Source organism: Arsukibacterium tuosuense (assembly GCF_900215315.1).
In the GTDB taxonomy this organism is placed as follows: domain Bacteria; phylum Pseudomonadota; class Gammaproteobacteria; order Enterobacterales; family Alteromonadaceae; genus Alishewanella; species Alishewanella tuosuense.
Map to the genome: position 1 here is coordinate 200,059 of NZ_OBEB01000003.1, position 13,525 is coordinate 213,583.

The following is a 13,525-nucleotide window of genomic DNA, read 5'->3' on the forward strand; positions in this document are numbered from 1 at the left end:
CTGCTTTGATCTGCCGCAACACACCGCAACACTACACTACTTTTGAATAGCGCTGCTGGCCCTGAGTTAAATAGCCATCAAAACAGGCGCAGATACTACGTACCCAAAGCCGGCCACTGCCGGTGACTTTAATGCGCCCGGCGTATACCTCTACCAAGCCGTCTTCCATAAAAGGGGTAAGGCGTTCCAACGCCTCACTAAAGTACTGCCAAAAGCCGTTAATGCGCCACTTTTGGCTGAATGCCTCAACATCAAGCTCGAAGTGGCAGATTAACTGGCTTATCAGTGCTGCGCGCAATTTGTCGTCAGCGTTTAAGCTAAAACCACGCTCTACTGGCAACTGCCCGGTGTTAACAGCTGCATTTATAGCCGCATAGTAATCAGGTAAATCTTTGCAATTTTGCCACAATACACCGCTTACCTGACTAATGCTGGAAACTCCCAGGCCAATTAGCGCATCCTGTCCGGCTGTAGTATAGCCCTGAAAATTACGCTGCAGCTTGCCCGCCTGCTGGGCTTTGGCCAGCGCATCATCGGGCCTGGCAAAGTGGTCCATACCGATAAACTGATAACCGGCCGCCACAAAGCGGTTAATTGCCAACTGCATCAACGCCAACTTTGACGGCGCATCCGGTAGGCTGCTCTCAGCAATTTTGCGCTGCGCAGCGAAACGCTCCGGCAAATGGGCATAGCTGAACAGCGAAATGCGATCTGGATTCAGGCGGATAATTTCATCGACCGTCTCAGCGAAACTGGCTGGCTGTTGAAATGGCAGACCGTAGATTAAATCCAGATTGATTGAGCTGAAACCGAGCTCACGGCTAAGCTGCACCTGATGGCGGATCAAATCAGTATCCTGCACCCGGTTAATCGCAATTTGTACTTTTTCGTCTAAATCCTGCACCCCAAAGCTAACCCGGTTAAACCCCAGAGTGCGTAAGTGGCGTAATTTGTCATCACTGCAGCTGCGCGGATCTATTTCAATACTGATTTCCGCATCAGTATCAATAGTAAAGTTGTCGTGCAGCAAGGCCATTAGCCGGCTTAGCTGAACTTCGGTTAAAAAGGTGGGGGTACCGCCGCCTAAATGCAGCTGATTAATGCGTTTACTCTGCAGCATTGGTGCATACAGCGCCATTTCCTGCGCTAAGGCATCCAGGTATGTATCGGCTTTATGCTGATGACGGGTAACCAGCTTATTACAGCCGCAGTAGTAACAAAGCTTATGACAAAACGGGATATGTAAGTACAGGCTAAGCTCATTCGGGCTTTGCTTAATCGCGGCCTGGATTTGCGCCGGATCAAAGTTGCTGCTAAGTGCCAGTGCCGTCGGGTAAGAGGTGTAACGCGGGCCGTTAATATTGTACTTGCTGATTAACTTGGGGTCCCATTTAATACTTTGCATTGTTGCCTCTGTTATTGCTCTGTCATTGCTCAGCTATGTCAGCCCGCTTACTGGGGCCAGTATAAAAGCGAATGAAAAGTTTAAGCTTGATCTATCGCAGGCTTAGCGGTTTTTAGCACCGATTGCTGTTACGCTAACAAGTACAGCAAACCAGGTACAAGCGGCGGTAAACGCTTAGGTCCAATGCTGTCCAGCAGGTTTGCTGGTAATGGCCGCTGCTGTCAGCCGTACCCAGATGATCTGGATGTGGCCAGACCAGATGGTCGGCCGGGTTAACAGTATATGTCTACTGTCGGTGTGTTTTTAGCAATTGAATGTGTTAACCCGAGCTTAAACTTACGGCTAACACATGCTGCGCCCCGCGTCGTTTAACCAACTGTCCAGGCCATATCTTTCTATCGATTGCAATATGCGCTCAGGCCGGCCCCAGTCATCCCAGTCGATATCCGTCATCGGCAGGACCAGGCATTGCTGCGTGATGTTTTGCAGTAAATCTTTCGAGAAATCCAGTTCAGGCATATATTTAAACGTTTTACCTACAGCATTGTCGACAGCTTCTTTTTGCATAGTTCCATAACGCTCCTGCAGAGTTAGCCGATGCAGATACAAAAAACAAAAGTAAAATTTCGGGTGTAAGACTTTGGCAAGTTGCCACAATAACTCACCCTTAGTCGCAATAATCATGGTGCTCCATAAGGCATTGTTACTATACAGATGTCTTGCCTGCTGATTATCAGGCTTTTCTATAAATGCCAAAACCGGCTGTATCACTGCGTTACTGGCAAACTGACTACCTGACCCAACGACTGCAGGCTTAATCCAGCCAAAGTCGGTATTGGGCCAGCGAGCTTCGGCGCCCAGCAATATCAGATGCTCAGGATCAGCAGCGACATAGCCCAGCGCTGTTCTGGCCAGCGCCACAAAGTTTGCTTCAGGAAAAATAAAATGATCCGAGGGCAGAATGATCACACTGGCATCAGGATCCAATGCCAAAATATGGGCTAACGCCAGATAGACAGCGGCTGCAGTACCATTATGTTCAGGTTGATACAACACCGTTCCGGGGATAGTATCCACGTCCAGCTCTTCAAAATACATAGCCTGATCAGCTACTGATACCGTGACAATATGATCATTGCCGACAAGTTGCCGCGCCCTGTCCCAGGTATTTTCCAGCATGGAATGCTCGCCGGTAAAGCGGCAAAACTGTTTAGGCCGGTTGCTACCTAACCACTCGCTAATCGCCTCACGCATTCGTTCACCACGACCGCCAGCCAACACTATGGCCCAGGATTTACCGCGGGATTCAGGTTGGTAAACTCCATTATCAACCGTCATATTGCTGTTTACTGTTCCGAACTGAGTTTTGTTACCATTTTTGCTGGCTGTCATAATTGCTCCGGATAATCACTGAAAAATTGTCTGGGCAGGCTGAAATGCACACCTGATTCATTCATTTTAGGTAAAGCGCTAAGTGGAACAGTAAGCGGCCAGATAGCACACTGACTACCATTAATAATTGATTGTAATGGGGATGTGTAATCAGCAGCATCAGGCTAAGCCGGAATAGCCAGTAAGAAAAAGCCCTATCAAAGCCAGGGAAAATTAGCTTTAATGAATATAAAGACTACAATTATTTGCATTGAAGTATTTACACGCGATTAATATGCCTACAATGCCGGATACAGATGGGGAAGAGCTACAGGCCATTTTAAATACCATGACCGATGTGGTCATTATGGCTGATTATCACGGCACTGTGGTCCAGGTGAATCAAGCAGTTGAACCCATGTTCGGGTATCAACCTTCGCTGCTGATTGGCCAGAATATCTCGGTACTGATGCCAGAGGCGCATGCTAACGCCCATCAAAGTTATATGGCGCGTTATCTGCAGGCGGGCATACCCAGAATCATTGGCGTAGGTCGCGAGCTGGCAGCCAAACACAAAGACAGCCATTTATTCCCCATTCATATTTCGGTAAGCAAACTTGAACAGTACCCTTTTTTTATTGCAGTTATCCGCGATATGTCCGAGCTGGTTAAGTTAGAAAAAGAAGCGTTACTTATCAGCGAAATAGAGCGTAACCGAATTAGCAGAGAACTGCATGATGAACTGGGTCAGAACCTGTTAGGTTTGACCATGCAACTGCAGGTTATTACCAGACAGTTAACCGCAGCAGATTATCAGCTACAACTGCAGCTACAAAACCTCAGTAATGGGCTGGCACATAACGTCAACAATATCAGGGCCATTATTAGTGAACTTGCCACGGTTGAATTAGAAGAGCAGGGGTTGCAAAGTGCCTTAAACACTTTTGTTAAGCTCTGTAATAACTACAATAAAGCCAAGGTAACCTTAATCTGTGAAGGGCAAAGGCCAGCAGAAGATTATACGGTTACCATAAATTTGTACCGGATTGCCCGCGAAGCCATTTACAACGCCCTGAAACATGCCGATGCCAGTCAGATAGATGTCAGTCTGAAACAGCAAGACAACAGTATCGAACTCGTTATTCAGGATAATGGCAAAGGCTTACCGTCAGATTTGAACGTCCGGGACAGCAGGCTGATTAACAGCGGGCATGGCCTGCGCAATATTCATTTTCGTGCCCATGTAATAGGGGCTGAGCTGACAATCAGTTCCGCTGCGGCAACGGGTACCCGTATAGTGTGCCGCTATAATCAACCTGGCACCAAGTTAGCAGGAGCCAATGCATGAGCAACATTTTATTAATTGATGATCATCCGGTTTTTCGTTGTGGCCTGATCGCGCTTATTCAGGCCGAGCCTGATCTTAAGGTTTGTGGTGAAGCAGCAACAGTAGCCGACGGGTTGCGGCTGATCCAGCAGCTTAAGCCCGACATGCTGATATTGGACCTTGTGCTGGAACAAGGTGATGGTTTGCAATTGCTAAAACACTTGCGTGCTCAGGGCAGTACCCTGCCAATTCTGGTCATGTCGATGTACGATGAGCAGCTATTTGCCGAGCGGGTGATCAAAGCCGGCGCCAACGGCTACATTAACAAAGCCGATGCCATTAGCAATGTAATCGTCGCTATTCGCCGGGTGCTGCAGAAGCGGCTTTATCTGAGCGACACTATGACAGAAACCTTACTGCACAATCAATTTAACCAAAAGCCAAACCAGAGTGGTAACGGTGAAGATAAACTGTCTGACCGTGAACTTGAAGTTTATATGATGTTGGGTAAAGGCTACGCAACCAAACGAATCGCTGAAGAATTAAACCTGAGCAGCAAAACAGTCGACTCCCATAAAGAGCATATCAAGGAGAAGCTTGCCATTGCCGACAATACCAGCCTTATCCAGCATGCTGTGACCTGGCTGCTAACCAAATAGTAGCTATTTACTACGGCAATTATTGCTAGCTGTTTAGGTAGATCCCCTACCTCAGAAAATACCTTTCCCCTAAATCTCTCTGACCAGGCAACCGCTATGCTTTAGCCATTGCTAACCCTATGGAGAAAGCACATGAAAATTAAAAGCTGTATGAATCCGGATATCAGAAGTATTCACGCTGCAGAAACCTTGCAACAGGCCGCAAGAATAATGTGGGAAGCCGACTGTGGTGCCCTGCCGGTGTTAAATGATGATAAACAGGCAATAGGTATGATTACAGATCGTGATATCGCCATGGCTGGCTTTATTCAGGGCCTGCCATTAAGTGATATTCCGGTTAAAGATGTCATGTCTAAAACGCTGGTGAGTATTGGTCCGGAACAGGATCTGACCGAGGCTGAACACTTGATGCAGGCCAACCAGCTCAGGCGCTTGCCAGTTATCAATAGCAAAAAACAGCTGGTAGGCATCTTGTCGCTGAATGACATTGCCGCCGCATATAAACGGGACAGCGGTAAGCAGGTAAAAGCCATTGAAGTTGCCGATACGCTGGCCTCTATTTGTACCCACAGAACCCTGGCAAAAACCATGGCTGTGGCCTGAAACTTCCCCCTCAATAAGGAGATGAATGATGAGCTTAATACCAATCGGTGGACCGCTGGCACAATGGGACCCCTTTAACCAATTTGGCAGTTTGTATGAAAAATTTAATACATTGTTTAATGGCGGCAATGGTTTGCCGTTAGAAGCCCAATGGACACCTGCTATGGACATCGTTGAAAAGGAGCATGAAATAATGGTGCGTTTAGACACACCAGGCATGGAGCGCAAAGATCTGAAAGTTGAAGTTAACGATAATATGCTGGTGATTAGTGGTGAACGGAAGTATGAGCATAAAGATGAAAGAGACAATTATCATCGGCTGGAACGAGGTTATGGCAGTTTTATGCGTAGCTTCCGCTTACCCGACTATGTGGATCAAAACCATATAAAAGCTGAATGCAAAAACGGTCTGTTACAAATTCATCTGGCTAAAGTACCAGGCAAGAAAAAAGAACTGAAGAGCATTACCATAAACTAGTCCTGCCCATTGCAAGGAGAGTGTCATCGCGGCACTCTCCTGCTGTTTTTACCCTTTATATTTTTGATACCTCTGAATAGGTAAGCATACAACAGCTTTGATGTGTATCAAGTCGGGCATTGCTATGGCCTCTACACTGAACAAATAGTCTGACCACACTATTTAACAGAGGAACCCGGTATGAACACCGCCCCGCTTGACATGATACGGAACGGTGGTTCGAGTCCACGAGGACACACCAATAAATTCAAACAAAAACGCCGCTCAAGCTTAATAAGCTGAGCGGCGTTTTTGTTATAGCATATTTGCTTTATCTAGGCAGGTTAGATCTACCGGTAGCACATTTCCTGCAACTCAGCCTGTTTTGTCGCCAGATAAGCTGAGCTTTAGCTGCCGACTATAGGTTCTGCTGACTTTCAGTGATTTATCATTAACTAAAATAAGGTTGTACTCAGAATTCATTAGCGGCTCCAGCTTAGCTACGTGTGGCAAATTAACGATAGTTGATTTGTGGATTTGCACAAAGCCGTCTGGCAACACATCATTGATCAGGCTTTTTAAGCGGGCCCGCATCACAAAGGTGTCGTTTTGGGTGTGGACACACATATAGTCGCCGGCGGCATCTATCCATAAAATGTCAGCATAGGGGATCAGTTGCGCCGGGTGGTGCCCGTCCTGAATTACCAGCTTCTCCTGCTCAATCCGGTAGCCACTGCCAGGCTCACTTTGCTGGGCACTATTGCCATTTAGCAGAATATCCCGCACTTCCAGCATATGTTGTTTGTTGTCTGGTCTATCCAGACGCAATGATACTCTGGCGATAGCCTCTGCCAGACGCTCTTTTTTAACCGGCTTGAGCAAATAATCCAACGCCCGCACTTCAAATGCCTTCACCGCATATTGATGAAAAGCGGTAACAAAAATTACTGCCGGACAAGACTCTGGCTGTAGTTGCTTGATTAGTTCAAAGCCTGACTTGCCGGGCATTTCAATATCGAGGAAAATCAAATCCGGTATCGTTTTACTGATTAATACCATGGCTTCGTCAACACTGTGCGCATGGCCAACGATGTTTATCTGGGGAAAGGCAGCGAGCCGGATAGTCAGCCCCTCGATAGCACTGTATTCATCGTCTACCAGCAAGGTGTTCAGCTGCTTCATTTCAACCTCTCTGACAATTCCAGCGGAATTGACATATTTACCCATGCACCGCCGTTGTCATCATTGCCAAGCATGAAACAACTGGATCCGGGATAAATTAATTGCAGTCTGTCCTGACAATTTTTAATGCCAATGCCACGCGAGGCCGGCTCTGACAGGTTAAAACCAGTACCGGTATCGCTAACTCTGATATGTAACTGGCTATCATCACAACTAAAGTTAATAGTAATTGCAATGTGACTCTTTTGGCCGATACCGTGTTTTAACGCATTTTCAACCAGTGGCTGCAGCAACAACGATGGCATCAGGGCGGTATGGCAGGGTTTGTCAGCATGAATGCGTACATTCAGTTCACTTTGAAAGCGGCACTGCTCAATATCAAGGTACGTTTGCAGTAGTGCCATTTCCTCCTGTACTGTAATTTTTTCTAACGGGTCAGTGTATAAGCTGTAGCGCAGGAAATCACAGAGTTTTTCCAGCATAGCGACCGCATTGGCGTTATGTTGTTTAAGAATAAGAGTACAAATAGCATTAATGCTGTTAAACATAAAATGCGGGTTAAGCTGGTAGCGTAACATCTTCAACTGCGACTCTTTGGCCAGATGCAGTGCTTCAGCCGCTTTATGCTTTTGCTCAGCATTATCCAGGTAGATTTTTATACCATAATAACCTGCGGTCCAGGTTGCCAGCATGGTTAGCGACGCCGATGTCCAGGTGCCAAAATCAAACCAGGTCATCGGCTGCCACCAACTGCCATAAAACCATTGCAAGCTATGCCACTTAAACTGGGTCCACAGCAGTGACGCTGCCAGCAAACAGACAATATGCAAAGTGATGTTCACCCCGGCAGACTGTAACCTGAGACGCGAATAAACTGCTCTGAGAAGCAAGGTAATGAAAAATCCGCAGCAGGTATCCAGCAACAGGTGCGGAAGGTGAATGCTAAGTGGCTCCTGGCCTGGCATTTTAATCATCAGTTCGGTCAGCACAGCATAGGCTACCCAACCACAATACTGGCAAAGCCAGAACAACTGGGTTTTTGATTCGAGCTTTATCAATTTACTACCTTAGCGCTGAATATCGTGCCGGTCATAGGGTATACCAGGCACGATATCACCTTGATTACTGCCCGCAGTCAAGCACCTTTGTTGTTTGAGCAAGGCTGTTAACCAGCGCGATATCCGCCAGCGCCAGACTAAACTGCTGCTTTGTACTTAGCCGCATGGCTTCCTCTACAACTTGCGGTGCCTTGGCACCGTCGCAGGGCAGCGGCAGTGCTATAGTATGCCATTGGCCGCGCTCAAGGCTACTTAACAATGGTTGCAGCGATACCGAGCGCAAGCACTGCTTTTGCTGACACATCAGGGCTAAATTGACATCTGCAGAGGGTGTTTGATCAAGCCGGATGTTCATTTGCAAAAATTTACTGTCACCAAGCACAGTTAGTGGCTGTGTCGAAGTGTATCTCAGGCTTGCTGTTGCACTGGCACCCTCAGTTTGCCAGACAAATCTCCGGCCATCTTCCTGATAGGCTAAATTAACGGACTGCATCGATAAACTTTTACCATCGCCACTGACCGCAGAAGAGGTATTAACCGTTTTTGGCCCTGTTGTGCTGTCGGTTAGTGCCCAACTCAGGCCATCGGCCAGGTTTCTGACAAACAGTGGCAGCTGTTCGCCACTGTGTTGTGTTGGTACCGCCCGGGTCACTTCTGAAAGTTGCGCCAGCCTGGTGTTATCGGCATAAGTAAGGCCGTAGCCATAAGCAAACAACGGTTGGTACTGCGCATCGCTCACATTGAGCAGGTACTGATCATCGTATTTGGGCCAGGAAAAGCTCAGTTTACCGCTAAAATCATACTGAATATTGCCTTTGCTGTCGGTCAGTAACAGATCAGCAATGCCCTGCCCTTCCGAGCCCGGTAGCCAGGCCGCCACAAAGGCAGCAGAAGCATTTAGCTCTTTATTCACCCACAAAGGACGGCCGGTTAAAAATACTGTTACCACCGGAATATTCTGCTGTTTTAACTTTTGCAGCAGCGCTAAATCGTGCTTATTGCCGTGCTGATATTCCAGTTGCTGAATATCGCCAAACCATTCTGCATAAGGCTCTTCGCCAATAACCACTATGGCAACATCCGGCCTGCTGCTGTACTGCCCATCGGCACTGAGTTCTACCTCACCGCCGGCAGCGGTAATTTGCTGATGTAAGCCTGCATAAACTGACGTAGCATTGGGAAAGTCGGCATTGGTGTTGTCTGTGCCCTGCCAGGACACACTCCAGCCACCGGCCTGTTTGGCAATATTGTCGGCACCGTCACCGGCAATCAGTACCCGGCTTTTCGGCGAAACAGGCAAAATATTATCGTTGTTTTTCAACAGCACCAGCGACTTTCTTACAGCTTCTCTGGCCAACTCGCGGTGTTCAGGCGCATTAAACCACTCTGGCTTTAAAGATTCCGGCCGGGTTGAGGGTTTACCACGCTGAAAAACCCCCCAGCGTATTTTGGCACGCAAAAACCGCCTTACTGCATCATCCAGCCTTGCGCTTGTAATAACACCGTCTTTTACCTGCTGCACCGTATTGTGGTAAAAGGCTTCAAAGTGCTCCGGCACCATCATTACATCTACACCGGCATTAAAGGCCGCGGCGCATTGCTCCAAATCGCAACCATCGACAAATTTATGGGCATTCCAGTCACTGATGACAAAGCCATCAAAGCCCATTTGCTGTTTCAATACTTCGGTCAGCAGATAGTGATCACCATGCACCCGCTTGCCGTTCCAACTGTTAAAGGATGCCATCACCGACTGCACGCCGCTACTTATAGCCGTATAGTAACCAGCAGCATGAATGTCACGCAGGCTTTGCTCGTCGGCCAGCGTATCGCCCCGATCAATGCCGTTTTCAGTGCCGCCATCACCGATAAAGTGCTTGGCGGTGGCAATACGGTGGTAAAAACTAAGAAAATCATCGCCAATATCCCCTTGCACACCCGTTACCATGGGCCCGGCATAGGCGGCGACAATTTCTGGATCTTCGGCGTAACTTTCATAGGTGCGGCCCCAGCGATCATCTCTTACTACCGCAACGGTAGGGGCAAACATCCACTCAATACCGGTTGCCGCCACTTCTTTAGCAGTAGCCCGGCCAATGCGATGAATTAGATCAGCGTCTCTGGCCGCTCCGAGGCCAATATTATGCGGAAACAACGTAGCGCCAAATACATTGCTGTGGCCATGCATCGCATCGGTACCCCAGATAGTTGGAATGCTGCTGCCATCCTCGCTGCTGTCAACCGAGGCGGCATACATTTCATCGGCATAGCTGAGCCAGGTTTTGGCATCGGCCTGCTTCTGGCCATAAGGTGCAGTGTTGCCGCCATTCAGATAAGAGCCAAAGCCGTACTTGCGCATTTGCTCAACACTCAGATAACCAATTTCCGGCTGGACTATTTGTGCCACTTTCTGCTCTATAGTCATTTCTGCCAGCAAGGCATCAAGCTGTTGCTCTGTCGCGGCGTCAGTTTTTAAGGCAGAGTCGGCTTTGGGCCAGCTGACTCTGCCATTATCGTTAGCAACGACGCCCAACGGAAACAGCAGCGAGCAAAATAAAAAAGTTTTGCCTAGGGCAGCATGTGATAATGAAAACATAACGGGTTCCTTGGTGTGCCCAAGCCATGCAACAGACTGGTTTGGGCACAATGTTTGCGGCTGTTTCGCTTAGAAATTAAAACCCGCTCTGATACCGTAGTAACGTGGCATACCAAAGCTGCCTTTACTAAAGCCTTTGCTGGTGTTGTTCCAGTACTGTACCAATTCGTCGGTGGCGTTACTGACAAACATTTCTGCATACCAGGTCTGGCTTTGCGGTTCATACTTTAATGAGGCATTAACCATAGTGTAAGCGTCACGTTTATCTGTAATGTACTGCGCCGCTTCATCAGTTACCGCGAAGTTCATGTCATCCAGATGCTTATCCAGGTTCCAGATGGTGGTGTAGGACTTATCTTTCCAGCTCAGATTAAACCAACCGTGCACATAGCCAAAGCGGCCTAAATCAAAACTGTGGGTATAGCTGATATTAGCGGTTAACCGCGGCGTCATAGCCAGATCATTGCCTTTAAGATTGGTGGTCAGCAGAGTGTTTTCCGGATCAATGGACTCTTCATAAGATAAGTTAAACAAATATTCTGCATCGTAATCCCACTTGGTGATCCAGTCTTCGCTGACGCGGGCATGGGTCCAGGTGGCATAGCCGGTGATCCGGCCATTTTGATACGGCTTCCAGTCAAACTCAAACTCTATGCCTTTGATCGTTGAACCCGGTACGTTTTGCGTGTAATACGCAATCACCGGTTGGTTCTGAAAATCCAGCACCGGCATGCCGTTGTCATCCAGAATGGGCGCGCCATTTTCGTCTTCAACCGGCGATAAACGCTCTACATTGCCAATGGAGCCAACAGAGGCGTACTGCATATCGGTATAGTCGGTGTAGAAAAATGCCGCTTGCAAATTCAGCGAGTTATTCAGGAAACTTGATTTAGCGCCCAGCTCTAATGTCAGCACTTTTTCCGGATCGAACTGGGTTTCGAAGCGGCTAACCTCACCGGTCCTGTCATTCACCACTTCGAATACATCACCAATACCGCCGGCTTTAAAGCCTGATGCCAGATAGCTGTACAGCATGGTGTCCTGACTCAGGTTGTAGTCCAGGCCAATTCTGAAGTCATGATTGCTCCACTGGCCTTTGTTGTCATTGGCAAAATAAGACGCGTACAGCGCGGGGTCATTAAAATAGTCAACCGGTAACGCATTAAGCACGCTGCGGTTTAACCAGCCCGGCGCGCACCCATCGGCGTTCGAGCAGCGATATGTGCGGCCGCCCTTATCCTGCTTGGTCTCGTGGCTGTAGCGGTAGCCAAAGGTAGCATGTAAATCATCACTAATATTATAAGTTGCCTGACCAAACAGGGCATAGGCGGTGGTAGAGCGGTCCAGCTGATCCCAGAATGCTTTGTCGTCCATCGGGTTATCGTAATAACCCAGGGTTTTGGTCTTCTCAAAGAAGTAATTAATACCGGTTATCCATACCAGATCGCCAAACTCGTCAGACTGCAGCTGAAGTTCTGTTGAATAAGATGTTGCACCGGTACCTTTAAGGAAATAGATAGCGCCATCCCAGGGGTCCAGGCCGGTCTCACTGTCCTGAGCGGACGATCTTGCCATGTCCTCATAACCCAGCTGCCATACCAGGCTTAACTCATCATTTAGATTGTAGTTTAGTGTGTTGCGCAGATAAGTAATATCCAGGTTCAGTTCCCCCGGTACGTTAACCACCGCCTGATAAGTATTGTCACTGGGTAAAAACGACGAACAATCACCTCCAAATTCGGCCGGCCGGCCACGAAGCTGGTCACAGTTTACCAAATCCAGTGAACCGGCACTGTCGTTCACATAGTGCTGAAAAACGGTATGGTTGCTAAAGAGCCCATGTGCCGGTTGCCATAAAGTACTGATCCGAAATGAATACTCGTTAGCATTATTATAAAAATCTTTCTTGTCTGCTGGGGTAAGCGCACGCACCCGCTGTGCTTCAGGGTCGGTGCCGGCACCATCTATCCACCAGTTTTCCCGTTGTGTCACAGTAGAGCCAATACCCTGATAAGAGTCTTCAGAAATCACCGGCGCATTCAGTACTTCGGAACTCAGGCGGCGCGTATCGTACTGGTTTGGATCCCAATAGCCTTCCAGATAAGAGTCGCGTTTTAAGCCTTTTGCCGCAACACGCACTGCAAACTCGTCACTTAGCGGAATATTGACAAAACCGCCGAGGTTTTTGCTGTTAAATCTGCCTGCCTCAGCATTAATATTACCGGCAAAACCGCTGAAATCAGGCTTGGCTGAAATAACATTAATACTGCCAACCGTAGAGTTGCGACCAAACAAGGTTCCCTGTGGCCCGCGCAGCGCTTCAACCCGCTCGACATCGTACATCAATGCCAGCGCGCCCTGCATCCGTGGCGAGTAAATACCATCTAAGTGCACGCCAACTGCTGGATCGCCCAACTCGGTAATATTGGTAGAGCGCACTCCCCGCATCGTAATAACCGGTGCGGCCTGATCAGTGGCCATAGAAATATCAAGGCCCGGCACTAAGTCGGCGATATCTTTGACGTTATTAACCCCGCTTTGCCGCAACTGTTCTTCACTCAGTGCTGATATAGCAACCGGTGTTTCCATAAGCTTGGTTTTACGCTTAGTTGCGGTAACCGAAATTACTTCTATTGCAACGTCGTTGCCGCCAGCTTTTGTTGTTTTTTCATCTGACGCCTGCTCAGTTTCCTGCGCTACTGCCGGCAATGAAAACGCCATTAAAATGGCTATCGTAATCGTATTGAGCTTTCGCATGTCTAACCCTCTCCCAAGTGTGCTTTGTTTTTTTGCAGGTATAACTATCCTGCTGTTGTTATTTTTTTAAGCACTTTAGTCTGGTCATCTAAGCAAAGGCTATATCATTT

General features: G+C 48.1%; 10 protein-coding genes. 4 read left to right on the forward strand and 6 right to left on the reverse strand.

What is annotated here, in order from left to right; genetic code table 11:
- Nucleotides 1-31 precede the first annotated feature (31 nt).
- Together hemN and CRO03_RS07820 are read right to left on the reverse strand one after the other, a co-directional pair.
- Entirely contained in the window at nt 32-1,405 is a 1,374-nt protein-coding gene (gene hemN / locus CRO03_RS07810; protein ID WP_097111065.1) for an oxygen-independent coproporphyrinogen III oxidase, read from the reverse strand.
- A gap of 342 nt (nt 1,406-1,747) precedes the next feature.
- On the reverse strand, nt 1,748-2,797 hold the full coding sequence (locus CRO03_RS07820; RefSeq protein ID WP_097111066.1) for a sugar phosphate nucleotidyltransferase: 1,050 nt from the start codon (nt 2,795-2,797) through the stop codon (nt 1,748-1,750).
- A gap of 283 nt (nt 2,798-3,080) precedes the next feature.
- Here CRO03_RS07820 and CRO03_RS07825 point away from each other — a divergent pair, with 283 nt between their 5' ends.
- The 4 genes from CRO03_RS07825 to CRO03_RS07840 all read left to right on the forward strand — a co-directional run bounded on the left by CRO03_RS07825 (nt 3,081) and on the right by CRO03_RS07840 (nt 5,843).
- Nucleotides 3,081-4,124, forward strand: coding sequence for a PAS domain-containing sensor histidine kinase (locus CRO03_RS07825; RefSeq protein WP_170948967.1), 1,044 nt, complete (start codon nt 3,081-3,083; stop codon nt 4,122-4,124).
- A complete protein-coding gene (locus CRO03_RS07830; protein ID WP_097111068.1) occupies nt 4,121-4,762 on the forward strand; it encodes a response regulator transcription factor in 642 nt (213 codons plus the stop codon). Before CRO03_RS07825 ends, CRO03_RS07830 begins: the two co-directional genes overlap by 4 nt.
- Nucleotides 4,763-4,894: 132 nt before the next feature.
- Nucleotides 4,895-5,365, forward strand: a complete 471-nt coding sequence (locus tag CRO03_RS07835) for a CBS domain-containing protein (protein WP_097111069.1) — start codon at nt 4,895-4,897, stop codon at nt 5,363-5,365.
- A 25-nt stretch (nt 5,366-5,390) separates the two neighbouring features.
- Entirely contained in the window at nt 5,391-5,843 is a 453-nt protein-coding gene (locus CRO03_RS07840; RefSeq protein WP_097111070.1) for an Hsp20/alpha crystallin family protein, read from the forward strand.
- 354 nt (nt 5,844-6,197) lie between these two features.
- Here the strand turns inward: CRO03_RS07840 and CRO03_RS07845 are convergent, their stop codons facing one another.
- From CRO03_RS07845 to CRO03_RS07860, 4 genes are all read right to left on the reverse strand, one after another.
- A complete protein-coding gene (locus tag CRO03_RS07845) occupies nt 6,198-7,004 on the reverse strand; it encodes a LytR/AlgR family response regulator transcription factor (protein ID WP_097111071.1) in 807 nt (268 codons plus the stop codon).
- A complete protein-coding gene (locus CRO03_RS07850) occupies nt 7,001-8,062 on the reverse strand; it encodes a sensor histidine kinase (protein ID WP_212682383.1) in 1,062 nt (353 codons plus the stop codon). The genes CRO03_RS07845 and CRO03_RS07850 overlap by 4 nt, the downstream gene beginning before the upstream one ends.
- A gap of 64 nt (nt 8,063-8,126) precedes the next feature.
- The gene (locus CRO03_RS07855) at nt 8,127-10,658 is read right to left on the reverse strand and encodes a glycoside hydrolase family 3 protein (RefSeq protein WP_097111072.1); all 2,532 of its coding nucleotides are present in this window, start codon (nt 10,656-10,658) and stop codon (nt 8,127-8,129) included.
- Nucleotides 10,659-10,727: 69 nt separating this feature from the next.
- Nucleotides 10,728-13,415 (reverse strand): TonB-dependent receptor, encoded by a 2,688-nt coding sequence (locus tag CRO03_RS07860; protein ID WP_097111073.1) that lies wholly within the window; start codon nt 13,413-13,415, stop codon nt 10,728-10,730.
- Between the last annotated feature and the right edge of the window lie 110 nt (nt 13,416-13,525).